The organism is Candidatus Methylomirabilota bacterium (assembly GCA_035709005.1).
GTDB lineage: Bacteria > Methylomirabilota > Methylomirabilia > Rokubacteriales > CSP1-6 > 40CM-4-69-5.
This window is the reverse complement of record DASTFB010000041.1, coordinates 18,748-43,256: the sequence shown is the minus strand read 5'-3', so window position 1 is coordinate 43,256 and position 24,509 is coordinate 18,748. Positions and strand designations below refer to the sequence as shown.

Genomic DNA, 24,509 nt, shown 5'->3' with positions numbered 1-24,509 from the left:
ACGCCCGCGCAGGGCGCGGGCGCCCGGGCTTCGCCACGCCCGCGCCCCGCCGGAAGCACCGTCGGCGAACGGTTGGTCGCCCGATCCGAGTCCCGATCTCCGCTGGACACTGTCCCGGCGCCATCACACCCGCTCGATGATCTTCTTGCCGAAGATGCCGTAGGGGCGGATCATGAGGGCCAGGATCATGAGCACGTAGGGCGCGAAGTCCTTGGTGCCGCCACCCACGTAGGGGTCGATGTAGCCGGCCGCGACGTTCTCGACGATTCCCACGATGAGGCCTCCCACGATGGCGCCCAAGATCGAGTCGAGGCCGCCCAGGATCACCACCGGGAAGACTTTGAGGCCCACCAGCGAGAGATGCACGTCCACGCCCAGCAGGTTGCCCCAGACCATGCCGCCCAGCGCGGACACCACGCCCGTCATGGCCCAGGCCAACGCGAAGTATCGCTCGACATTGATCCCCATCGCCATGGCCACTTGCTGGCTGTCGGCGATGGCCCGCATGGCAACCCCCTTGCGCGACTTGAGGAAGAACCACCCGAACACGGCCAGGAACAGGAGGGCCACGACCGCCCCGAGCAGCTGGATCGGGGGGATGAAGAGCGGCCCCAGGATGAATGGCTCGTCGGGAATCGGCAGCGGCAGGGGCTTGGTCTCCGCGCCCCACGTGAGCGGCCCCAGGCCGCGCAGAACGGCGGCCAGGCCGATGGTGGCCATGACGACCGCGATGATGGGCCGGCCGATCAACGGCCGCAGCACGACGCGCTCCAGGCCGAACCCCAGGCCGATCATGGCGGCCAGGCCGGCGGCGACCGCCGCCGGCAGGGGCGCGCCATAGGCCCCCAGCGTCACGGCGACCACGAAGCCAGCGATCATCACGAACTCGCCCTGCGCGAAGTTGATCGCGTCGGTGGCCTTGTAGACCAGAACGAAGCCGAGGGCGATGAGCGAGTACATGAGCCCGATGAGGACGCCGTTCGACATCAGCAGCACGAAGAACTGCCAGTCAAGCATGGGCCAGCGCCTCGACGTCCTCCACCAGAACCCGTGATTGGATGCTTCCCTGCCGGCCGTCCTCGTAGGTGATCGTGGTCGTCATGATCACCTCGTCCCGGCCCGCATAGATGGCCTCGGCGACCGCCGCGTATTTCTCGGCGATGTAACGACGGCGGAGCTTCCGGGTCCGCGTCATCTCGGCATCGTCGGCGTCGAGGTCCTTGGGCAGGACCAGGAAGCGCCGGACGCGGGCCCCCTCCGGCAGGGTGGCGTTGCTTTTCCGGATTTCCTCGCCGATGAGCTCGCGTACCCGGGGCTTCTGGCTGAGGTCCGTGTAGGAGGTGTACGGAATCCCTCGACGCTCCGCCCAGTTGCCGACCGTGCCGAGATCGATGGCGATCATCGCGCTGACAAAGGGTCGCTCGTGGCCAAAGGCCACCGCCTCTCGAACATAGGGGCTGAACTTCAGCTTGTTCTCGATGAACTGCGGCGCGAAGGGGGTGCCGTCGGCCAGAGCCCCGACGTCCTTGGCCCGGTCGATGATCACCAGGTGCCCGCGCGGGTCGAGGAAGCCGGCGTCGCCGCTGTGGAACCACCCCTCGGCGTCCAGAGCCTCGTGCGTCGCCTCCTCGGCCTTGAAGTAGCCCTTGAAGGTGCCCGCGCTACGGATCAGCACCTCACCCCTGTCGGCCACCTTCACCTCGACGCCCGGGCACGGCCGGCCCACCGTGGTCGGGTTGGCCTCCGCGTCGGGCTGGATGGCGACCAGCCCCATCGTCTCGGTGGACCCGTACACCTGCTTGAGATTGATCCCGAACGAGCGGAAGAAGCGGAAGGTGTCGGGGCCGAGGGGGGCGCCCCCGGTCAGGGCCCAGCGCGCCCGCCGCAGGCCGAGCTGGTCACGGACCGGCGCGTACACGAACACCTCGCCCAGGGCCGCAGCCAGGCGGAGCCCGAGCGGCACCGGGCGGCCTTCGGACCTGAGGATTTCCACCTGCTCGGCGACGGCGCGAAAGCGCTCGAAGATCCACCGCTTGAGCGGGGTGGCGTCGGCCGCCCTCACCTGCACGGCCGTCAGCATGTTCTCCCAGATCCGGGGCGGGGCCAGGACGATGGTGGGGCCGAGCTCGCGGAGGTCGCGCTGCACGGTCTCGGGACTCTCCGGGCAGTTCACGACGGAACCCACCTCGAGGCTCAGCACCAGCGTGTAGAAGGCATCTCCCACCCAGGCCATGGGCAGATACGCGAGGTACTCGTCGTCGGGATGGATCGATTCGGTCTGCAGGAGGGCGCGGGCCGTCTCGATGGCGTTGCGGTGGGTGAGCATCGCCCCCTTGGGGTTGGCCGTGGTCCCCGAGGTGTAACAGATCATGGCGACGTCGTCGGGCTGGCCTCTGGCGATCTCGGCCTCGAAGTACCCCGGATGCTCGCGGCCGAAGCTGCGACCGAGCTCTTGCACCTCCTCGAACGAGCGGAGCCAGTCGAAGCGGTACTGGCCCAGCCCCCGAGGGTCGTCGTAGACGACGTGGCGGAGGCGGGGCAGCTGATCACGCAGGGCGAGGACCTTGTCGACCTGTTCCTGATCCTCGGCCACGATCACCGCCACCTCGGCGTGGTTCCACACGTAGGCCAGCTCCCGGGCGATGGAGTCCTGGTAGACGGGCACGGCGATCCCCCCCAGGCTCTGGGCGGCGAGCTGGGCGCTGTACAGGCGCGGCCGGTTGTCGCCGATGACCGACAGGGTCTCGCCGCGGCCGAAGCCGAGCGCGGCCAGGCCCAGGGCCAGGTCGCGGACCTGGTCCCGATACTGGCGCCAGGTGAGGGCCTGCCAGATGCCGCGGTCTTTCTCGCGGATCGCCGGGCGGGTCGCGTACCGCTCGGCGTTGCGCAACAGGCGGCCGGGGAGCGTCGCGAGCTCAGCCACGGCGCGACTCACCCAGATACGCCTTGGTGACCCGGGGATCGACGCGTACCTCCTCGGGCTTGCCCTCGGCGATCTTCTGTCCCATGTCCAGGACGGCCACCCGGTCCGAGATGTCCATGACCACCCCCATGTCGTGCTCGATGAGGATGATGGTGCTGCCCCATTCCTCGTTGACGTCGAGGATGAACCGCGCCATGTCCTCCTTCTCCTCGTGATTGCACCCGCCCATCGGCTCGTCGAGGAGCAGGATGCGGGGATCCATGGCCAGGGCGCGTCCGAGCTCGACCCGCTTCTGCAGGCCGTAGGGTAGCGAGCCGGTGGGCCGCCGGCGCAGATCCTGGATCTTGAGGAAGTCGATCACGTCCTCGGCCCGCTTGCGGTGGGCGATCTCTTCCCGCTGGGCCAGCCCCCAGTACACGAAGGACGCCAGGACGCCCGAGCGCATGTGGACGTGGCGTCCCAGCATGAGGTTGTCGAGCACGGTCATGCCCTTGAAGAGGGCGATGTTCTGGAACGTCCGGGCGATGCCGAGCGCCGCCACTCGATGAGGCGGGTAGTCGGTGATGTCGACGCCGTCGGCGACGATCCGCCCGCGGTCGGGGTGATAGAAGCCGCTGATCATGTTCAGCAAGGTGGTCTTGCCCGCCCCGTTGGGGCCGATGACCGACAAGATCTCGCCGCGCACGACGTCCAGGCTGACCGCGGTGACGGCCTGCACGCCGCCGAAGGCTTTCGAGACATCCCGGATCTCGAGCAGGGCGCTCACGACAGCCAGCGCTTACGCCGCTTGTAGTGCTTCACGTCGCGGTAGCTCTTGCGCTGACCGACGCCGGTGAGCCCCAGGTAGAACTCCCGGATGTCCTCGTTCTCACTGATCGTCCGGGCCTCGCCGTCGAGGACGATGCGGCCGCTTTCCATCACGTAGCCGTACTGGGCGAAGCGCAGGGCCATGGTGGCGTTCTGCTCGGCCAGCAGCACGGTGACCTTCTCCTCGCGGTTGAGCCGGGCCACGATCTCGAAGATCTCGCGCACGAGCATCGGGGCCAGCCCCATGGACGGCTCGTCCAGCAGCATGACCTTGGGCCGGGCCATCAGGGCACGTCCGATGGCGAGCATCTGCTGCTCGCCGCCCGACACGTAGCCGGCCTTGGTCCCCCGGCGCTCGGTGAGACGGGGGAAGTACGTGTAGACGAGGTCGAGGTCCCGGCGCAGGGTGTGCCCGTTGCGGCGGCTGTAGGCGCCGGTAAGGAGATTCTCCTCGACGGTGAGGTGCTCGAAGACGTGCCGGCCTTCCATGACCTGGACGATGCCGCGCCGGACGACGGCGGCGGGGCCAAGCCGGTGAATCGGCTCGCCCTCGAGCTCGATGTGCCCCTTGGTGACCTCGCCCCGCTCCGTGCGCAACAGGCCCGAGATGGCCTTGAGCGTGGTGGATTTGCCGGCGCCGTTGGCCCCGAGGAGGGCCACGATGCCCCCCTCGGGGATTTGCAACGAGACCCCCTTGAGCACCAGGATCACGTGGTCGTAGATGACCTCGACGTTGTTGACCGACAGGAGCGGCCGGGGGACCGCGCCGGCGTCGCTCACCTCGCTACTTCTCCTTGGCGCAGTCGCGCTTCGTGTAGTTGAGTTTCTTGGACTCCTCGACGGCCGCCGCCTCCAGCTTGGGCCGCACGACGTCCCGCATGGGCTCGATCCAGTCCGAGACGATGTTCCACTTCTTACCGTCCCACTGCTGGACGGCCGCCATGCCGTTGCCCTCGTGGTTCTCGCACGTCACCCGCAGCGGGCGCAGGAGGCCCTTCATGCCGAGCTGCTCCAAGCGTTGCTCGGTGAGGTTCAGGTTCTCCATGCCCCACCGCACCTGCTCGCCGGTGAGCGGCTTGTTGCCGTACTTGGCCATCGCCGTACGGATCGCCTCGACGTTCAGCATCGCGTTGATGATGGTGCGGTTGTAGAGGACCTCCCCCACCGCCTCCTTCTTGGCAGCGCCCTTCCCCTTGGCGTACACGTGCTTGAAGATGTCCTGGTGCACCTTGAAATTGGCGCCGGGGGCGTGGAAGGTCATCGACTTGTAGCCCCTGGCCGCGTCGCCGGCGGGCACCACGTCGGCTTCGGTCCCCGTCCACCAGTTGCCCACCACCCGATCCATCTTCATGCCGTGGGCGCCCGCCTCCTTGACGGCGACCTGATTCATGACGCCCCATCCCGAGATGTAGATCCAGTCCGGCCGGATCCGCCGCACCTGCAACCACGTCGCCTTCTGCTCCTGGCCGGGGTGGTCCACGGCCAGCAGCGTGAGCTCGAAGCCGAGCTGCCGGGCCAGGGTCTCCAGCGTGGGATTGGCCTCACGCCCGTAGGGGCTGTTGTGATAGACGTGCACGATCTTCTTGCCCTTGAGCTTGTCCATCCCGCCTTCCTGCTGGCCCACGTGCTTGACGAAGGCGGAGGCCTGGCTCCAGTAGGTCATCGGGAAGTTGAAGACCCAGGGGAACCAGCGCCCGTCGGCCGAGGCCGTCATGCCGTAGCCCGCCGAGTGGATGACGACCTTGTCGACGGGGGCCTTGGGGATGAGCTGGTAGGTGATGCCCGTGCTGAAGGGATTGACCAGCACCGGGTTCCTGGCCTTCAGGCGCTCGTAGCACTCGACCCCTTGCTTGGTGTCGTACTGGGTCTCGCACTCCTCGAAGGCAATCTTGACGCCGTTGATGCCGCCGTCGCGCTCGTTGACGAGATTGAAGTAGTCGTTGAAGCCGTTGGCCGCAGGAACGCCGCTGGGCGCGTAGGGTCCCGTCCGGTAGACCAGGAGCGGGATGAAGATCGTCTTGTCCTGGGCCAGGGCCGGGCCGGTGAGCGGCGCCAGGGCCACGGCGGCGGCCAGCAGGACGGTGGAGAGCGTTCTCCGCGTCATGGTTTTCTCCTCTCCGGTTAGTGGGGGAACGGCCAGAGACGCAGCTTTTCCTTGGTGATCTGCCAGAGCCGGGCCAGCCCGTGGGGCTCGACGATCAGGAAGAAGATGATCAGCCCGCCGAAGATCATCAGCTCGATCTGCTTCTGGAGCGCCGTGGACATGTCGATGCCGAGCAGGTGCGGCAGGTTGGCCAGGAAGATCGGGACCAGCACGATGAAGGCCGCGCCCAGGAACGAGCCGAGGATGCTGCCCAGACCGCCGATGATGACCATGAACAGAACGAGAAACGACACGCTGACATCGAAGGCGAGGGTCTCGGCGCTGCCCAGGTACAGGAACACGAGCTCGGCGCCGGCCATCCCGCAGTAGAACGAGCTGATACCGAAAGCCAGGAGCTTGGTCCGCAGCGGGCGTATGCCGATGATCTCGGCGGCGATATCCCGGTCGCGGATGGCCATCCAGGACCGCCCGAGCCGGCCCCGGACCAGGTTCTTGGCGACCAGGGCGAAGACGGCCACAAACGCCAGGGCCATGACATAGCGCGCCCCGGCCGTGGCCTCGGGGCCGGTCACCATCACGCCCAGCACGCTGCGCGGCGGCGCGGTGATGGTGCCCGAAGGGGCGTAGTCGACGAACCAGGGCACCTTGTTGAACAGCCAGATCAGGAAGAACTGGGCGGCCAGGGTGGCCACGGCCAGGTAGAAGCCCTTGATGCGCAGGCTGGGGATGCCGAAGAGGAGCCCGACCGCGGCGGCGATGAGCCCGGAGGCAAGGAAGACCGCCACGATGTTGACGTGGGGAAAGGCCAGGGTGAGCTTGAAGGCGCTGTAGGCGCCCACGGCCATGAATCCCCCCGTGCCCAGCGAGAGCTGGCCGGCATAGCCGGTCAGTAGATTCAACCCGAGCGCCGCCAGCGAATAGACGAGGAAAGGAATGAGGACGGCCTGCAGCCAGTACTCATCGGCCAGGAGGGGCGGAACGACGAACGCGGCCACGACGGCCAGCAACACGACCACGCGGTCCTGGGCGATGGGAAAGATCGCCTGGTCGGCAGCGTAGGTCGTCTTGAACTGCCCGGCGGCCCGATAAATCATGTTGCTCGGAGGGGGGCTTCGCCCCACGCGTGATCACACACGTTCAATGATCCTCTCGCCGAAGAGGCCCTGGGGACGGAACAGCAGGAACACGAGGGCCACCACGTAGGCGAACCAGTTCTCGATGGCGCCCCCGACGAGCGGCCCCCAGTAGACTTCGCCGAGCTTCTCCCCCACCCCGATGATCAGCCCGCCCACGATGGCGCCGGGCACGGACGTGAAGCCGCCCAGGATGAGGACGGGCAGGGCCTTGAGGGCGATCAACGACAGGCTGAACTGCACGCCGCTCTTGGCGCCCCACATGATGCCGGCCACGATGGCCACCAGGCCGGCCACCGACCACACGATCACCCAGATGGTCGACAAGGGGATCCCGATGCTCAGCGCTGCCTCGTGGTCGTCGGCCACCGCCCGCAGCGCGCGCCCGACGCGGGTCCCGTGAAAGAAGACGGCCAGCACGGTGACCAGCACGCCGGCCGTGATGGCCGCCCAGAGCTCCAGCCGGTTGATCAGGACCCCGGAGACGATGAACGAGGTGTCGGGGATGCCGATATCGAGTTTCTTGACGTTCGATCCCCAGAGCATCTCGCCGAACCCTTCCAGGAAGAACGTCAGCCCGATCGTGGCCATGAACAGGGTGATGTGCTCCTGGTTGACCAGGGGGCGCAGGACCACGCGCTCGATCACGAAGGCCAGCGCCACCATGACGCCGGCGGTGAGGGCCAGCGCCAGGACGACGGGCACTGCCCGCTCGAGCAAGCCCACCAGGGTGAGGGCGGCGAACAGGACCATCACCCCCTGGGCGAAGTTGAAGACGCCGGAGGCCTTGAAGATGAGCACGAAGCCCAGGGCGACCAGCGAGTACATGAGGCCGGCGAAGATGCCTCCGATGAGCACTTCGACGAAGAAGGCAGGCCCGCTGACGATGTCGTGGAAGGGACCGACGAGCACCGCCCACAGGGCCTCACTCATGGGGCACCCCGAGGTAGGCATCGAGCACGGCGGGGTCCTTGCGGACCTCGTCCGGCGTTCCCTCGGCGATCTTGCGTCCGTAGTCGAGCACCGCTACCCGGTCCGAGATGTCCATGACCACGCCCATGTCGTGCTCGATGAGGGCGATGGTGGTGCCGAACTCGGCGTTGACGTCGAGGATGAAGCGGCACATGTCCTCCTTCTCCTCGACGTTCATGCCCGCCATCGGCTCGTCGAGCAGCAGGAGCTGGGGCTCGGCGGCCAGGGCCCGGGCCAGCTCCACGCGCTTCTGCAGCCCGTAAGGCAGGCGGCCAGCCGGCGTCTTGCGAATGGCCTCGATCTCGAGGAAGTCGATGATGCGCTCGACGAAGGCCCGGTGGGCGAGCTCCTGGCGCCTGGCCGGCCCCCACCAGAGCGCGTCGAGCAGGAAGCTCCCCCGCATCTTCAGCACCCGGCCCGTCATGATGTTGTCGAGCACGGTCATGCCCTTGAACAGCGCCACGTTCTGGAACGTGCGGGCGATGCCGAGCGCGGCCACGTCGGGCGGCCGCAGGCGAGTGCGATCCTGCCCCTGGAAGCGGATGCGGCCGGTGGCAGGGTGGTAGAAGCCGCTGATCACGTTGAGCAGGGTGGTCTTGCCGGCGCCGTTGGGCCCGATGATGGCGAGCAGCTCCCCCCGCCGGACCGCCAGGCTGACGCGATTCAGCGCCACCAGCGCGCCGAAGCGGACGCTGACATCTTCCACCTCTAGGAGCGGCCGGCCGTCGCCGGCCGTCACCCGGTGGCTTCCATGGCTAGGTCCGCCACCGGGCGGATCTTCAAATCGGCCCGGATCGTGCCCGTGCGGCCGTCCTCGTAGGTCACCTGGGCCTCGACCTGCACCCGGTCGCGCTGCGAGTACAGGGCCTCGATCAGGGTTTCGTACTTGCGGGCGATGTACCCGCGCCGCACCTTGCGGGTGCGGGTGATCTCCTCGTCGTCGGGATCCAGCTCCTTGTGGAGAATCAGGAACTTTCGGATCTGGGCGCCCCGCAGGGCCTCGTCCTCGGCCAGGCTGCGGTTCACCCGGACGACCTCCTGATGGATCAAGTCGTAAACCTCGGATTTCTGGGCCAGATCGGTATAGCTCGTGTACGTAATGTTCCGGCGCTCGGCCCAGTTCCCCACGGCGGCCAGGTCGATGTTGATCAGGGCGACGACCCAGGGCCGGTCCTGGCCCACGCAGACGGCCTCGCGGATGTAAGGGGAGAACTTGAGCTTGTTCTCGAGGTACTTGGGGGAGAACAGGGTGCCCCCGGCGAGCCGGCCGACGTCGCGGGCGCGGTCGATGATCTTCAGATGCCCGGCATGGTCGATGAGGCCGGCGTCCCCGGTGCGCATCCAGCCGTCGTCCCGGGTCTGGCGGGTGGCCTCGGGATTCTTGTAGTACCCCTGGAAGATGCCGGGGCTGCTGAAGAGCACCTCGCCCTCCGGCGAGACGCGAATCTGCACGCCGGGAATGGGGGTGCCGACCGTATCCAGCCGGACATCGCCGTCCCGCTGGATGGTGATGAACACGCTGGCCTCGGTCATGCCGTAGAGCTGCTTCATGTTGATGCCGAGCGCGCGGAAGAACACGAAGATCTCGGGCCCGATGGCCTCGCCCGCCGTGTAGGCGCGGCGCACGCGCCGGAGCCCCAGGTTGTCGCGCAGGGGCCCGTAGACCAGCAGATCGCCCAGCGGATAGAGCAGCCGCCGCCAGGCCGACGGGCGCTGTCCGGACAGGCGCTGCCGCTCGACCGTCTGGGCCAGCTGCAGGAAAAACCCCACCAGCCGGCGCTTGAGCCAGGCGCAGTCCTCGATGCGAACCATGACGTTGGTGAGGATCCGCTCCCAGATGCCGGGCGGCGCGAAGAAATAGGTCGGGGCGATCTCGTGGAGGTCCGCCAGCACCGTGGCCGCGCTCTCCGGACAGTTGGCGGTGAAACCCACGAGCACGGACTGGGCGTAGGAGAAGATATGATCGCCCACCCAGGCCATCGGTAGATACGACAGGATGTTCTCGTCGGAGCCCAACCCTTCGGTCTCGGCGGCGCTCCGTGCGGTCACGATGAGGTTCCGGTACGAGAGCATGGCCCCCTTGGGGGCTCCGGTCGTGCCCGACGTGTAACAGATGACCGCGATGTCGTCGGCGATCCCCTTGGCCAGCTCGTCCTCGAAGTAGCCGGGATGCTCCAGGGCGAACTGCCGGCCGCGCTCTTTCACCTGCTCGAGGCTCAGCAAGGAGGGCTCGACGTAGGACCGCAGGCCCCGGGGGTTCTTGTAGATCACACACTCGAGCCCCCGACACTGCTGCTTCACGCGGAGCAGCTTGTCGACCTGCTCCTGGTCCTCCCCGACCGCGAATCGGACCTCGGCGTGGTCGAGGATGTATGCCAGCTCCTTTTCGCTGGAGTCCTGGTAGATCGGGACCGGCACCCCGCCCAGAGCCTGGGTGGCCATGACCGCCCAGTAGAGCTCGGGGCGGTTGTCACCGATGATCGCGGCCTTGTCGCCCCGGGCGAAGCCGAACGCGGCCAGCCCCAGCCCGATGAGCCGCGCTTCGGCAAAGTACTTCGCCCACGTGTAGGACTGCCAGATGCCGAAATCTTTCTCCCGCATCGCGACCCGGCCGCCGAGCTGCTCCGCATTGCGACGGACGAGCTTGGGGAAGGTGTCGAGCTGAGGATCGACCGAGAGGTCGGGAAGGCTCATACCGTGCGTCGTCCGGTGCGTCAGAGTGGGGCAGAGTCTAGCGGGACACGGGAGCCCTGTCAAGCCAATCGGAACGTAAAGACGAGGACTTACGGTTCGTGTGGACGCGCGGTACTGCGCTTCCGCGCGAGCATTACCAGACTGTTGGCAGCCCGAGCGGCAAGGGGCAAACGGCGCAAACCGTCGTCCAGGCTACAGAGGATTCTGTAGCATCTGGCCAGCGGGCCGGCCAGGCGCTGGCGGTGGAGCACGGTGGATGGGATGACGTTCGTCAGCACGTGAATGCCCCACATCCCCACCGGCTCCAGCCCGGCCGCATCGAGCCACGCGCGGATCTCCCTGACGCTGAAGAGCCGGATCGTGCCGTAGCCGGGATACGGGAGGCGACATCCCGCCTCCCCTCGCGCGCCGAGGTGGCGCCACACGTCGCGGGGGTGCAGGCCGTAACCCAGAGAATCACCCGTCAGGCTGCTGATGGCCTCCCAGAGCAGATCGAGGCTCCAGCGGTGCTCGCACTCCAGTAGCAGCAAGCCTTCCGGACGGAGCACGCGGCCGATCTCGGCCAGCGCCCGCGCCGGAGCGTGGACGTACGACAGCGTGCTGCCGCAGCACGTGACGGCGTCGAAGGTCTCCCTCGCGTACGGCAGCGACTCGATGTCGCCGCGGGCGAGCACGATCGACGGCCGGCGGCGCCGGGCCACCGCCAGCAACCCGGCGGAGACGTCGAGGCCGTGGGTGCGATAGCCGAGCGAGGCCAGCACGGCGGCCTGGAAGCCGGTGCCGCAGCCGGCGTCCAGGGCGCGGCCGCGAGGCTCGCCTGGCGGCGTCAGCTCGGCGCGCACGATGGCGTGCAGGGTGTCGTAGAGATGCTCGTACCACGGCTCGAGGGATTCATAGGTTGTGGCCATGGCATCGTAGTCCATCGCGATCCTCGCTCGACCGTCGGCCCGGTCACAGTCTAAACTGCGGAGGCCGAGCCGAGGCGATCACACCTTGCGAGGAATGCATGAGCGACGGATCGAGAGGGGCCCCCGGACCGATCCGGGCCCCGATGCGGCTGGTGGAGGTGGACGGGCAGGCCGGAACGGTGAGCGCGCTGCTGGGCCGCATGCGCCAGTCGGCCTTCCAGGGACGCAAGCTGGGGGAAGCCTTCGAGGTCTGGCAGCGCATCATCGACGGGCACGGCCTCATCGCCATCGGGCTGGCCGGCTCGATGTCGAGCGCCGGCCTCGGGCCCCTGGTGGCCTGGCTGGTCGAGCGCGGCTACGTCGACCTGGTCGTGTCGACCGCGGCCAATGTGACGGAGGATCTGCTCGAGCAGCGCGCGAGCCGGTTCTATCAGGTGGATCCCGAACACGTGGACGACGCCGCGCTGCTGGAGCGGCGGCTCTACCGCTTCTACGACCATGTGGTCAGCGCGAGCGACTACGACGCCATGGAGGACTTCACCGCCGACTTCTTCGAGCACCTGGCCCACCGCTGGCCGCGCTCCACGATTCCCGCCGTGCGCCTGATGTACGAGTTCGGCCAGTGGTTGGACGATCAGGGGCTTAGCGGAGCGATCGCGGCCACTTGCGCGCGTCATGGCGTGCCGCTGTTCCTGCCGGCTGCCGTGGACGGGCCGCTCTCCGAAGGGTACCGGACGGCGAAAGCCAAGGGCCCCGTGGCGGACTTCTTCAAGGACTACGAGATCGCCCTGGCCATGATGGAGCGCTTCATGCAACCCGGGCTGGGGACGGCCGCGATTTTCCTGGGCGGCGGTGTGCCCAAGGACTTCATCCAGATCACCGCCACCAGCGTGTGCGCGATCCGGGGCCACGGGACCAGCCCCCACCTGGCCGCCATCCAGATCACTACCGACAACACCGTGTTCGGCGGGCTGGGCGGGGCCAGCGTCGCCTCGGAGTGCATCTCGTGGGGCAAGGAGTCGCCGGCCGGGCTGAACGTCATGGTCTTCACCGACTTCACGATCGCCTTGCCCCTGCTGTGCCAGGGGCTCCTCGAACACTACGGCCCCGACCACGTGCGTCCGGCGCGCGCCACCATCGCCCCCGCGTTGCGCACCATTCTCAACGACGCCAGCCGCTAGCCCGGAGCGCTCCGTGCTAGCGGCGGTTTGACCGGCTCAGGCGATCGTGATAGGTCAAGGACGCGACGTTCGGGGCACATCGACGAAGGAGGGGGAGTATGGCGGTGTACATGGTCGAGCGCGACCTCAAGGGCATCACGATGGACCAGCTCGCCACGGCTCAGAAGGCGGCCATCCAGACCGGCAAGGACATGAGCTCGCAAGGCCAGGCTGTGCGCTACATCCGGAGCACGTTCGTCCCGGGCGAGGGGCGCTGCATGTGCCTGTTCGAGGCGCCGAGCCAGCAGGCCGTCAAGGAGCTGAACGAGCGCGCCAAGCTGCCGTTCTCCCGCATCGTGGAGGCCATGGACCTCACGCCCTAGCCGGGACGTCCGCTCTGTGGACCTGCTATAGTCGGCGGTAATGCCGAGCGTGGTCGATCGCCTGCGAATCGAAACGCGTGAGACGGTGCTGGCGCTCCCGCCTGCCGACCGGCTCGCGCTCTCCCTCGCTCTCGGCGCCCGCGACCTGGACAGCTTTCGCCGAGCCCATGACCCCCCGCTGTCGCCCGAGGACGCGACGCGGATCCTGGAACGTCGCCGGCAGGCCGGGCGGCGGCGCAGCCGCGCGATCGAGGAGCTGATCGGCTGACGCTGCTCGCGCGAGTCGCCGCGCTACTGCAACAGCGGCGGATCCCCTTCGCCGTCATCGGGGCCGCGGCGATGGCGGTACACGGCGTCAGTCGCTCGACCCGCGATCTGGACCTCTTCACCGTCCTCGCGGACGTCCTGAACCCCCAGACCTGGCAGGGGCTCCAGGATGCCGGCGTGAAGGTCCGAATAGAACGCGGCGATAGCCAGGACCCGCTGGCCGGCGTCGTCAGGGTCAGCGCCCCGCGCGAGCATCCGATCGACGTGGTCGTTGGCCAGAGTTCCTGGCAGGCGCAGATCTTCCCGCGGTCCCGGCCGGCCGCGATCGAAGGCGTGGCCGTTCCCGTGGCGTCCGCGGCTGACCTGATCTTGCTGAAGCTCTACGCCGGGGGGCCCCAGGACGCCTGGGATATCGAGCAACTCCTCGCCGGCCCGGGGGGCGCCACGCTCATCGGCGAGGTCGAGGCGACGCTCGAAGCGCTGCCGGCGGAGTGCCGGCGCCTGTGGCAGCGCATCCGGGGAAGCGAGCCGCCTGCAGCGTGAGGGCTCAGGGCAGTATCTACTCGAGCCCGGGTAGCGCGAAGTAGACGAGGAAGGCGGCCGAGGCCAGGTAGAGCATCCAGTGCACCTGGCCGCCGCGGCCGCTCAGCACCTTGATGGCCACGTACGTCACGAACCCCGCGCCAATGCCGTTGGTGATCGACCACGTGAAGGGCATGGCCAGCATCGTGACGAAGGCGGGCACGGCCTCCTCGTAGTCGTCCCAGACGATCTCGCGAGCGACGGTCATCATGTAGAAGCCGGCCAGGATCAACGCCGGCGCAGTGGCCTGGGCGGGGATCACCGCCGCCAGGGGTGAGAAGAACATCGCCAGGAGAAAGAGCACACCGACCACGACGGCCGCGGCGCCGGTCCGTGCCCCTTCCGCCACGCCGGCCGCGCTCTCGACGTAGGTGGTGTTGCTGCTGGCGTTGGCGTAGCCGCCGAATATCGCCCCCAGGGAATCCACGAGCAGAACCCGGTTGACTCGCGGCAGGCGTCCCTCGCTGTCCAGGTACCCGCCCTTGCCACCCACGCCGATGATGGTGCCCATCGTGTCGAAGAAGTCGCTCAGCATGACGGAGAAGACCACCAGCACCGCGGTCAGCACGCCGAGCCTGGCGACGAGCCCGAAATCCAGACGTCCGAAGGTCGAGAAATCCGGAAGCTGCACGATGGCCGCCGGCAGGGTCGCGGCGCCCGGCGTGGGAAAGCCCTGCCAGCCGGCCACCAGGCCGTTGAGCGCGATGGCCAGGACCGTGGTGCCCAGGATGCCGATGAGCAACGCGCCCTGCACGCGGCGGGCGAGCAGCCACGCCGTCAGGACGAACCCCGCCAGGAACACGGCCGTCGGCAGCCCGGTCAGGGAGCCGAGCCCGACGGGGAGCGGTCCCGCCGCGGGCTTGACGACGAAGCCCGAGGTGAAGAAGCCGATGAAGGCGATGAACAGCCCGATGCCCACGCTGATGGCCCGCTTGAGAGCCAGCGGGACGGCGTTCATCATCGCTTCGCGGAACCGCGTGAGGACCAGGATGGTGATGACCACGCCTTCCAGGAACACCACGGTCATGGCCTGCGGCCAGGTCAGGCCACGCCCGGCGACCAGCTCGAAGGCCACCACCGCGTTGAGACCCATCCCCGGGGCCATCGCCAGCGGATAGTTGGTGAAGAGGCCCATCGCGATCGACAGCACGCCCGCCGTGAAGCAGGTGACGGTCAGGGTGGCGGCAAATGGCAGTCCGCGGCCCTCCAGGCCGGGCACGTTGGCGAAGCCCAGGATCAGGGGGTTCACGAAGATGATGTAGGCCATGACCATGAACGTCGTGATCCCGGCACGGATCTCGGTGGCCAGGGCGGTGGGCGGAGCGCTGGCTGGCGGCATCCGGCGGGCAGTGTACACGGGGCCGATCGATCGGGTCGTCGGGATGGCCTTCCGCCCCGTCGGGGACGAAGACCATGCCGAAGAACGCCGAGCCGTCGGGGTTGCCACCCAGGTTCGAATGACGTCGCCCCCAGGAAACGTGAATACGGAGTGTTAATTATTGGTGCGAGCGTTCGAATGGCGCCCGGGCCGGCCGTCGACTCAACGGGGGCGGCCGACGGGCCGCGGATAGAAGACCGCCTCCCGCTTTTCCTGCCAGGCCCGGTTGGCCTCCGCGATCTCCCAGGAGGTCATGCAATCGTCCTGGGCCCGGACGAGCGCCTCGATCATCGCCCGGGGATCGGAGTGGAACGATTCGTGGAGGAGGCGCTTGGTGTGGCCGACCGCCGTGGGGGAGGCGCTCCGGCTCTTGGCCACAACCTGCTCCACAGTGCCATCCAGGTCGGCGGCGGGACAAACCCAGTTGAGCAGCCCCATGCCTCGCGCCTCGGCCGGCGGCACCGTGTCGTTCAGCAGCGCCAGCTCCTTGGCCCGGCCGAGCCCCACTACCCTGGCTAGCCGCAGCACGGCCCCGTCGGGGATGAGGCCGTGACGCGTCGCCCCCAGGCCGATGATCGCGTCGTCGGTCGCCAGGCGCAGATCGCAGGCCAGAGCGAGCTGCAATCCCCCGCCCAGACAGTAGCCGTGCAGCACGGCCAGCACCAGCTTGGGCATGTCCTCCAGGGTGTTCAGCGCGCGGATCCAGTGGCGGTAGAACGCCTCATCGATGCGTCCCTCGGCCAGCGCAGTGCGATCGATACCCGAGCAGAACGCGCGGCCAGCGCCCCGGACGATCACGAGCCCGACGGCACGGTCGGCCGCCGCCGCGGCGGCGTGATCGGCGAGGGCCAGGGACAGCTCGGCGTCCAGGGCATTGAGGACGCTCGGGCGATTCAGCGTGATCCGCGCCACGCCGGCGTGGGTGTCGTACGTCACCGGGCTGGTCGTCATGACGGCATCGGCGCGGGGTCTGTCCATCGGTGGGGCGAGACTGTACGATGCGTCAAAACTGCGCTCACCGTATGAGAAACGATCGGCCCTGTCAAGCGACGCGACGGCTGCTGCTCCGCCTGGCCGTCATCGCCGGGCTGCTGCTGGCGGCCGCTCCGGCGCCAGCCGCAGCCCAGCTCTTCTTCGCCACGCGGCCCAACCCCGAGTTCCGGATCGGACCGCTGTTCGTGCGGGCCGCGGTGACGCCCGCGCTCGGCGACGTCGTCGTCGACGTCCTCTTCACCGTGGCGGTGCCGCCCACGCAGAGCGCCGTGGGGCTGGAGCAGGACCTGTTCTTCGTCTGGCCGGGCGCCGTCACCGGGGAGAGCGATCTCGGTCCACCCGAGCCGGCCCTGGCTCGGTTCGTCGAGGCCCAGGGATTCTCCGTCATCGATCAGGGTCGGCTGCCCCTGTTCGCCCGGCATCTCTACCAGGTCTCCGGCGAGGGAGAGCTGAGCACGGGACAGGCCATCCTCGTCTCCGGAGGCGCGCCGTACGTCACCTTCGTCGGCACGTCCGGCGCGCAGGGGCTGACCGCGCCGGCCACGTGGGTCCGCATTCCCTGGACCCCACAGGTCGTCAACCGCGTCTGGCTCATCGACCTCCGCCTCACGGCGCAGGGTCTCATCAAGACCAAGCCGGCGACGTGGGTCGAGCGCGTCCTGTGGGGAGCCCGGCACCGCATCACGCTCGGCTTCAACGACGTGCGGCACGGCGCGGTGTTCCCGCTCTACTTCTGGAACCGGGACCGCCGGATCCGGCTCAGCGAAGACCCCTCGCAGCTCGTGATCAACTTCTCCGCCGCCGACCGCCTGCGGATCGAGGAGATGGCGCCGCCCTCGGCCGGGCGCCGGCTCAGCCAGTCGCTGGACAACACCGAGGTCGTCTCGGTCTTCCTGGACTACGAGGAGGGGCTGAGCCCCCAGGTGCTCAACCTCCAGTTCGGCTACCTCACGGGCGTGCAGGCGTGGGCTCCCATTCTCATCCCCGTCCTGTTCTTCGTGCTCGGTAACGTCGCCGCCGTCATAGTCCGCGGGCTGGCCGAGCGTGCCGGCAGGGTGCTGTCGTCGCGCGTGCACGTGGGCCCAGCCGAGCCGGGCCGGCAGAGCGGCGTCCTGATTCCTCGCGAGACGCTGGCCCGCATCATCCCCGGGGAGACGACGTATTCCGAGCTGACTCGTCTGATCGGTGGGCCGCCGGAAGAGCACGAGCGGCTGGACGATCCGGAGGGCAAGACGCTGATCTTCCGCGGCCGACGCACGGTGCCGCACCGCCGCCGCACCTTCGGCTGGTTGGCCACCGTGAAGAGCTGGGACGTCGAGGACCACGAGGTCGAGATCGCCCTGCGCGACGGCGTCGTGCGCGATGTTCAGGCGCGAGTCCGCCGTCGGCATCCCACTCACCCCCAGAGCGGCTGAACCGGCGCCGTCTGCGCCTGTGCTGTTACCCTGACCCCTATGGCTGCGACCCGCCGGCGTTGGCTCCTCGTCTCCGCAACCTTCCTGCTGGTCCTCGTCGTGCTCGCGACAGCCGCCGGCTGGTGGTTCGTCCGCACGTACGGCCCGGAGATCACCCGGGAGCGCATCGAAGCGGGGCTCGCCTCCGCCCTGCAGCGCCCCGTGCGCGTGGAGCGCGTGGCGCTGCAGCCGTGGCTGGGCCGGCTGGCGCTCGAGGGGGTCGCCGTGGCCGCCGGCGACACCTGGCAGGCGGGGACGCTGCTCGAGATCGCTCGGATCACGCTGCACGTGGGGATCAGCAGCCTCTGGCGGCGGGAGCTCGTGCTCTCGCGCATCGAGCTCAGCGAGGTCGACGTCCGCTACGTCGCCGCGGGAACGGCCGGCGCGATGCAGCCGATCGCCATTCCGGACCGAATCGGCCTGGGCCCGGTGACCGCCTTCATCCAGGCCGTCGTCGTCGACCGCCTCGCGTTGGACTATCAGGAGCCGGCCACCGGACGGCGGGTCGTGGTCGAACGCGCCACGGTCACAGTCCGGCCGGCCGCCGGCGGGCTGGACGTGGTCGGCCAGGCGGAGCGCGTTCGCGTGGTCGCGTCCGGGCTCGACGAGGTGGTGGACGCTCTCGAGGTCGGTGGACGCCTCGACGCCGATCGTCTGGTCCTGCGGCGCCTGAGCGCGCGCTGGCAGGGCGGCCAGGTGCGGCTGGACGGGGAGCTGGCGTCGCTGTTCACGCGTCCCGAGCTGGCTCTCCGCGTGGACGGGCAGTTGCCTCTGGCCCGCCTGGCCTCGCGTGCGGGGACCACGCTGCCCGTCGAGGGCATGGCCGACGTGCGCGCGACCGTGCGCGGCGCCTTGCCCGGGGTCGTCGTGACGGCGAAGACGACCGCCGCCGACGTCACTGTGCGCGGCGTCCGCGCCCGGCAGGTCGCGGCCGAAGGTCGCTGGAGCGACGGCGGGCTGGTGGTGAGCGAGCTGCGGGCCCAGGCGCTCGGAGGCGAGGTGCGCGCCTCGCTGACCCTGCGGCCCGAGCAGTTGTCGCAGACGCGCATCCGGGCGCGCCTGGTCCGGGTCTCCGTGGCCGAGCTGGAGCAGGCCGCCGGCCGGGCCCCGGCCTTCGATGGCCGGGCCACGCTCGAAGCCGAGCTGACGGGCGATCCCCGAAACCCGGCGGCAGGCCGGGGCTGGCTCCGCCTGGAGCCGAGCACGGTGACGTTTCCCGGCGAGGCAGGCCGGCTGGGCCCGGCCACGGTGAGCGGAGAGGCCCGGCTCGCTGACGGCGTCCTCGACGTGGCGCGCGCCGAGGCGCGCTGGACCGCCGCCGCGGTCGAGCTCGGCGGCCCCGTGACGCTCCAGGGCCCGCGCGGCTTGCGCACGACGCTCCGGGCCGATCTGCGCGCCTTGAACAGCCAGCTCGGATGGGTGAAGGACCTCGCGGGTGAAGCTACGGCGGTCGCCGAGCTGCGCGGGCGGTGGACATCGCCCGTGATCGACGGCCAGGCGCACGTGCCCGTCCTCGTCGTCTCCGGTGTCCGCCTCGAACGCGTCGCCGCCGGGCTCAGATTTCAGGACGACGTGATCCGTATCGATCAGGCCCGGGCGATGTTGGGCCAGAGTGAGATCCGCGTCGGCGGCAGCGTGGCCGGGCTCGAGGCTCGAGCCGGGGTGGCACCGATCGCGGAGCGCCTGCGCCTCGACCTGGACATCCGGGTCCCGTCGGCCCGCATGGAAGACGTCAACCCCTGGCTCCCCGAAGCGTGGCGCGGCAGCGGTCGCTTCACGGTCACCGGACGGCTCGGCGGCGTGGCGGCCCGCTGGCGCGCCACCGGCCAGATCCAGGCCGCCACGCTGACGCTTCGCTATCCTCTGGAGCGGCTGAGCGCGCAGGTCGGGGTCGATGCGCAGGGTCTGGACGTCTCGTCGCTCACCGTGCGCGCCCTCGGCGTTCCCGTCACGGCAAAGGGCGACTGGCGCTGGGACGGCCGCGGAGGCGCAACGGCGGACCTGGGTCCCGCGTCGCTGGCCGAGCTGCCGGTCATGCCCGAGCGGCTCGGCGCGGCGGGCCGGGTCACCGGTCAGGCGGCACTGACACTCGACGCCGGACGCCTGTCCGGCTCGCTCGACGTGGACGCTGCCGACGTGTCGGTCGGGGGGCTCGCGCTCGGCGCGGGGACGGCGCGAGTGATGCTGCAGGCGGACGCCATCCAGGGTGGCATGGACTTTCCCGCCGCGCGCCTGGCCGCGACGGCCACCGGCCGCCTGGGCCCGCGCGATAGCGTGCACGTCAACGCGCGCATGGAGGACGTCGACGTGCGCCCCGTGCTGCAGCGGGTGGCCCCGATGCTGGCGGACACCGTCGGCGGCCGGGCCTCGCTCAGGACCGAGCTCGCAGTTCCCGTCGCCGACCCAGCCCGGGCTCAAGGCACGATGATCATCGATCCGCTGCGGCTCGTGGTCGCAGGGGAAAACTGGCAGAACCAGGGGCCCCTGCGGGTGCGGCGCACCCCCGACGCCGTGCATCTGGACGCCGTCGAGATGACCGGGGCCCTGGGGACGCTGAGCGCCGGCGGCGCCGTCCACGACGGGGGCCGCCTGGACATCAGGGTGCGGGGCCGAATTCCTCTGACCGCCCTCGCCACGCTCCGGCCCGAGATCCAGGAAGCGGCCGGCGTCCTGGCCGCCAATGTCAGGATCGCCGGAACAATCGCGGCGCCGGAGGCGACGGGCGACGGCACGATCAGCGACGGCCTCCTCGTTCTGCGCGACTATCCCGAGGCGTTACGGGCGGTGCGAGCCGAGCTCCGCGCCTCGCCCAGCGCCGTCAGGATCGTCAAGGCCACGGCCACGGTGGGCGGCGGCTCGCTGAGCGCGGCCGGCGACGTGCAGATCCAGAACGGTCAGGTGGGCAACTTCCGCGTGGCAGTCACCGCCCGCCGCATCGCCTTCGCCCCGCTGGAGGGCTTCGACACCGCGTGGGATGCCGATCTCGAGCTGCTGGGCTTGCGCGCCCGGGCCCTGCTGCGGGGCCAGGCCCGGTTGGTGCGCGGCCTCTACGCGCGCGACATCTCGCTGTTACGTCTGCTCCTGGAACGCCGCCCGGCCGGCGGCGGGCCGACCGCCGCCGGCGTCCAGCTCGACCTGAGCGCCAACCTGGACGACAACCTCGTCGTTCGTACCGACCTGGCGCGGCTGCGGGCCGGCGGCACCCTGCGCGTCCAGGGCACGACCGCGGCGCCCATCGTCTTCGGAACGGTGGCCATCCGCGAGGGCCAGATCGTGTTCCGGAAGCACACCTTCGAGCTCAGCTCGGCCAGCGTGCGCTTCACCGATCCGCGGCGGATCGATCCCGAGCTCGACGTGCGGGGCACGGCCCGCATCAAGGACTACGACGTCACCATGCAGCTGACGGGGCGCAGCGACGATCTCCGAATCGAGTTCACGTCCTCGCCGTCCCTGCCCGACGAGGACGTGTTGAGCCTCGTCGCGTTCGGCGCCACCCGGGCCCAGATGGGCCAGGCCGGCGCCGGCGCCTTCGCCGGCGAGGTGGCCGGCTTCTTGATTCAGGACCTCTTCGGCGTCCAGCCCGGCCGGGGCGGGGTCGACGTGTTCGAGGTCGAGACATCCGAGACCGGCGATCGGACCGTGAAGGTCGGCAAGCAGCTCACCCCGCAGATGCTGATGGTCTATTCGCAAGGCCTGAGCACGACCGACGAGCGGAGACTGCGCGTCGAGTACCAGGTCTTCGGGCCCCTGCGGGTCGCCGGCGAGCAGGACTTCCGCGGCGGCTTCGGAGGCGACGTGCTGATCCGGTTCCGGTTCCGATGAGGCGGGCCCTTGGCGCCATCCTCGGTGTGCTCGGGATCTGGCCACTGGCCCTCGCCGACGCGGCGCCGCCGGCGGCGGCCGCGCCGCCGCTGGTCGTCGGCGTCGAGCTGGTCTCCCCCCACGGGCTGCCGGAGCGCGAGGTACGGGAGGCGATCGGCGCCCTTACCGGTCGGCCACGGCAGCAGTTCCTGATTCGTGAGACGCTCGACCGTCTGTGGGCGCTGGGGCTGTTCTCCGTGGTCCGCGTGGAAGAGCGGCCCGAGGCTGGCGGAGTCCGGCTCGTCTTCTACCTGGAGCGGCGGCCCCATCTGGGAAGCGTAACCTTTCGGGGCGACCTGGGCCTGGCCGACGTCGACCTGGTGGAGGCCGCCGGGCTGGCGCCGGGAGGAAGCGCCGAGCCCGGGCGATTGGAACAGGCGCGGGAGGCCATCTTGGCCCGACTCCGACGCGAAGGCTTCCGCGCCGCCCGGGTCGAGGTACAGACGCGGCCCGATTCCGTGACCAACGCGCACGACGTGACCTTCGTCGTGGCGGCCGGAGACCGGGCCCGGATCGGCAGCGTCCAGCTCACCGCGGAGCCGCCCACCGTGGCCGAGTTGGTCCGGGCGGCCCTCGGGCTGCGGGAGGGTCGGCCCTATCGCGACGAGGCGTTGCGCGATGGTCTGCAGGCCGCGGAAGCGCGGCTTCGGCAGGCAGGCTTCTTCGAGGCGCGGGTGTCGGCGGAGCCACCGCGCTGGGACGCCGGCACGAACCGGGTCGATCTCGTCGTTCACGCCGAGGCCGGTTCGCACTTCCGCGTGGAATTCGCCGGCGCCACCGCCCTGGACGAAAAGCGCCTGCGGGAGCGGTTGACCTTCCCGCACACGGGGACGGTCGACGAGCCGGAGCTGCGGGCCAGCGCCCGCCAGCTCGAGGCCGCCTACCGTGAGGCGGGCTATCACTTCGTCACCGTGACGCCGTCCGTGCGCGAGAAAGACCGGGGGCGGGTGATCCGCTTCGACATCGTCGAGGGACCGCGGGTCGTAGTCGAGTCCGTCGAGATCGAGGGCCAGACGACCGAGCCGCCGGATCGCCTCCTGGCCCAGATGCAGACGCGGCCTCCCCGGCTGATCCACCGGGGCCGCTACCGGGCCGAAGCCCTCGAGCGCGACGTGCAGGCGATCCAGACCTTCCTCCGCTCCCGGGGATTTCCCGACGCCAAGGTCGGTCCGGCCCGGATGAGCTTCTCCGAGGATCGGTCTCGGGTTCGGATCACCATCCCGGTCGAGGAGGGCCCGCGCGTGCGGGTCGGCGCCGTCGTCATCGACGGCGCCCGGATCTTCTCCGCCCAGGAGCTCAGCTCGGAGATCCCGCTCGAGCCCGGGCAACCATGGAGCGCCGCCACTGCCGAGGAGGGGCGGCGCGTGCTGGAGCGCCGCTATGCCCGGCGCGGGTTCCTCAACACCCGGGTCGCGGTGGAGGCCACGCGCCGCGACGACGTCCAGGACGTCGTCTATCGGATCGACGAAGGCCCGCAGACGCGGATCGGTCGCATCCTTCTCAGTGGCCTCACCCGCACGAAGGAGTCCGTCGTAGTGCGAGAATTGCCGTTTCGTGAGGGCGACCCCTTCAACCCGGAGGACCTCGTGCGGGCCCAGCGCCGGTTGGGTGGGTTGGGGGTCTTCGAGCGCGTGGACGTCGAGCCGCTCAGGCCTCCGCCCGTGCCCTACGCGGACGTCCACGTTACCGTGCGCGAAGGCAAGCCGTGGCACGTCGGGTTCGGCGCCGGCTACGCCACCTATGAGGGGCTGCGGGGATTCGTGGAGGGCGGTCACGACAACCTCTTCGGAATCGCCCACAGCCTGAGGCTGCGCTTGCAGGCCAGCGAACGAGGCGAGCGGGGCGACCTCGCCTATGGTGTGCCCCGGATCTTCGACACGCTCTGGCGGGGGGAGGCCGACGTCTTCTACGAGCACCGGACCGAGATCGGCTACGACTTCCAGCGAGTGGGCACCGGCCTCGAGGCCAGCCGGGAGCTCAACGAGCTGCTACCCGGCCTGCGGATCAGCGCGCGTTACGAGCTGGCGCAGGTGGATCGCTTCAACATCGAGCCGACCCTCCTCGAGGAGGACGTCGAGCGCGGCCGCGAGCTCCTGTCCTCCATCGAGCCCGAGCTGAGCCTGGAGCGGCGGGACAACCCCCTCGATCCCACCCGGGGCAGCTTTCACCTGATCGCGGTCGAGCTGGGCGGCGTCGTCCTGGGCGGCGACAGCGACTTCGTCAAGACCAGGCTGGAGACGCACTGGTTCTTCTCGTGGCTGCCCCCGACGGTGGTGGTCCTCTCCGGCCGCCTGGGCGTGGCCACGCCGCTGCGCAACACCACGAGCCTGCCGATCGAGGAGCGATTCTTCGCCGGGGGGAGCGGCACCGTGCGCGGCTATCGGGAGCGGCGGCTCGGCCCGCGCGACAACCGGGGCAACCCGGCCGGCGGCAACGGCCTGGCCGTCTTCAACGCCGAGTGGCGTTTTCCCATCTGGCGCTGGCTGGGTGGCACCGTCTTCTTCGACACGGGGACGGTGACCGATTCGGCTGCCGACCTGTCGGTGGGCGCGCTGGTCGCGGGCGTCGGTGGAGGGCTCCGTCTGGTCACTCCGGTCGGGCCGATCCGGCTGGACGTCGGCTACCCCCTGGATCGGATCCACGACGAGGAACAGACGATCCGCTTCTACCTCACCGTGGGACACCCGTTTTGAGGCGTCGGTTCATCGCGCTGCTGGCCGTGACCGGGCTGGTCACGACGGCGATCGCGGCGGCGGGCACGAGATTCGTCGATGCCGTCCTGGCCGACGTGGAAGGCCAGCCCATCACCGCCAGCGATGTGGCCGTGGCCCGCGCGCTCAGCCTGTTCGGCGCCTCGCCCTCGGCGGCGCCGATCGGCTACGAGGACGTC

Annotated in this window: 19 protein-coding genes; 7 read left to right on the top strand and 12 right to left on the bottom strand. The window is 69.6% G+C overall.

Features of this window, described 5'->3' with window-relative positions; all coding sequences use genetic code 11:
- Positions 1 to 123: 123 nt before the first annotated feature.
- The 10 genes from VFR64_06360 to VFR64_06315 form a co-directional block, all read right to left on the bottom strand.
- Positions 124 to 1,017, bottom strand: coding sequence for a branched-chain amino acid ABC transporter permease (locus VFR64_06360; GenBank protein ID HET9489358.1), 894 nt, complete (start codon positions 1,015 to 1,017; stop codon positions 124 to 126).
- Entirely contained in the window at positions 1,010 to 2,923 is a 1,914-nt protein-coding gene (locus tag VFR64_06355; protein ID HET9489357.1) for an AMP-binding protein, read from the bottom strand. Before VFR64_06355 ends, VFR64_06360 begins: the two co-directional genes overlap by 8 nt.
- The gene (locus tag VFR64_06350) at positions 2,916 to 3,689 is read right to left on the bottom strand and encodes an ABC transporter ATP-binding protein (GenBank protein ID HET9489356.1); all 774 of its coding nucleotides are present in this window, start codon (positions 3,687 to 3,689) and stop codon (positions 2,916 to 2,918) included. Before VFR64_06350 ends, VFR64_06355 begins: the two co-directional genes overlap by 8 nt.
- The gene (locus tag VFR64_06345) at positions 3,686 to 4,510 is read right to left on the bottom strand and encodes an ABC transporter ATP-binding protein (GenBank protein ID HET9489355.1); all 825 of its coding nucleotides are present in this window, start codon (positions 4,508 to 4,510) and stop codon (positions 3,686 to 3,688) included. Before VFR64_06345 ends, VFR64_06350 begins: the two co-directional genes overlap by 4 nt.
- 4 nt (positions 4,511 to 4,514) lie before the next feature.
- Complete coding sequence (locus tag VFR64_06340; protein HET9489354.1) at positions 4,515 to 5,834, bottom strand: ABC transporter substrate-binding protein; 1,320 nt, start codon at positions 5,832 to 5,834, stop codon at positions 4,515 to 4,517.
- Positions 5,835 to 5,851: 17 nt separating this feature from the next.
- Positions 5,852 to 6,928, bottom strand: a complete 1,077-nt coding sequence (locus VFR64_06335) for a branched-chain amino acid ABC transporter permease (protein HET9489353.1) — start codon at positions 6,926 to 6,928, stop codon at positions 5,852 to 5,854.
- Positions 6,929 to 6,961: 33 nt separating this feature from the next.
- On the bottom strand, positions 6,962 to 7,900 hold the full coding sequence (locus VFR64_06330) for a branched-chain amino acid ABC transporter permease (GenBank protein ID HET9489352.1): 939 nt from the start codon (positions 7,898 to 7,900) through the stop codon (positions 6,962 to 6,964).
- The gene (locus VFR64_06325) at positions 7,893 to 8,678 is read right to left on the bottom strand and encodes an ABC transporter ATP-binding protein (GenBank protein ID HET9489351.1); all 786 of its coding nucleotides are present in this window, start codon (positions 8,676 to 8,678) and stop codon (positions 7,893 to 7,895) included. Before VFR64_06325 ends, VFR64_06330 begins: the two co-directional genes overlap by 8 nt.
- The gene (locus VFR64_06320) at positions 8,675 to 10,633 is read right to left on the bottom strand and encodes an AMP-binding protein (protein HET9489350.1); all 1,959 of its coding nucleotides are present in this window, start codon (positions 10,631 to 10,633) and stop codon (positions 8,675 to 8,677) included. The genes VFR64_06325 and VFR64_06320 overlap by 4 nt, the downstream gene beginning before the upstream one ends.
- Positions 10,634 to 10,722: 89 nt before the next feature.
- Positions 10,723 to 11,556 (bottom strand): methyltransferase domain-containing protein, encoded by an 834-nt coding sequence (locus VFR64_06315; GenBank protein HET9489349.1) that lies wholly within the window; start codon positions 11,554 to 11,556, stop codon positions 10,723 to 10,725.
- A gap of 83 nt (positions 11,557 to 11,639) precedes the next feature.
- On the opposite strand from VFR64_06315, the gene VFR64_06310 reads away from it, so the two are divergent.
- The 4 genes from VFR64_06310 (at position 11,640) to VFR64_06295 (ending at position 13,894) form a co-directional block, all read left to right on the top strand.
- Positions 11,640 to 12,722 (top strand): deoxyhypusine synthase family protein, encoded by a 1,083-nt coding sequence (locus VFR64_06310; protein ID HET9489348.1) that lies wholly within the window; start codon positions 11,640 to 11,642, stop codon positions 12,720 to 12,722.
- A 98-nt stretch (positions 12,723 to 12,820) separates the two neighbouring features.
- Complete coding sequence (locus tag VFR64_06305; protein HET9489347.1) at positions 12,821 to 13,084, top strand: DUF4242 domain-containing protein; 264 nt, start codon at positions 12,821 to 12,823, stop codon at positions 13,082 to 13,084.
- A 40-nt stretch (positions 13,085 to 13,124) separates the two neighbouring features.
- Positions 13,125 to 13,352, top strand: coding sequence for a hypothetical protein (locus tag VFR64_06300; GenBank protein HET9489346.1), 228 nt, complete (start codon positions 13,125 to 13,127; stop codon positions 13,350 to 13,352).
- Positions 13,353 to 13,423: 71 nt separating this feature from the next.
- Entirely contained in the window at positions 13,424 to 13,894 is a 471-nt protein-coding gene (locus VFR64_06295) for a hypothetical protein (GenBank protein HET9489345.1), read from the top strand.
- Positions 13,895 to 13,910: 16 nt separating this feature from the next.
- On the opposite strand, the gene VFR64_06290 is transcribed toward VFR64_06295, so the two are convergent.
- Entirely contained in the window at positions 13,911 to 15,272 is a 1,362-nt protein-coding gene (locus VFR64_06290; protein HET9489344.1) for an NCS2 family permease, read from the bottom strand.
- Positions 15,273 to 15,473: 201 nt separating this feature from the next.
- Positions 15,474 to 16,262, bottom strand: a complete 789-nt coding sequence (locus VFR64_06285; protein HET9489343.1) for an enoyl-CoA hydratase/isomerase family protein — start codon at positions 16,260 to 16,262, stop codon at positions 15,474 to 15,476.
- Positions 16,263 to 16,333: 71 nt separating this feature from the next.
- Here VFR64_06285 and VFR64_06280 point away from each other — a divergent pair, with 71 nt between their 5' ends.
- The 3 genes from VFR64_06280 to bamA are packed head-to-tail and all read left to right on the top strand — an operon-like array spanning position 16,334 to position 24,312.
- Positions 16,334 to 17,719 (top strand): hypothetical protein, encoded by a 1,386-nt coding sequence (locus tag VFR64_06280; protein ID HET9489342.1) that lies wholly within the window; start codon positions 16,334 to 16,336, stop codon positions 17,717 to 17,719.
- Positions 17,720 to 17,758: 39 nt separating this feature from the next.
- The gene (locus VFR64_06275; GenBank protein ID HET9489341.1) at positions 17,759 to 21,580 is read left to right on the top strand and encodes a translocation/assembly module TamB domain-containing protein; all 3,822 of its coding nucleotides are present in this window, start codon (positions 17,759 to 17,761) and stop codon (positions 21,578 to 21,580) included.
- Positions 21,577 to 24,312 (top strand): outer membrane protein assembly factor BamA, encoded by a 2,736-nt coding sequence (gene bamA / locus VFR64_06270; protein ID HET9489340.1) that lies wholly within the window; start codon positions 21,577 to 21,579, stop codon positions 24,310 to 24,312. Before VFR64_06275 ends, bamA begins: the two co-directional genes overlap by 4 nt.
- Positions 24,313 to 24,509: the final 197 nt, after the last annotated feature.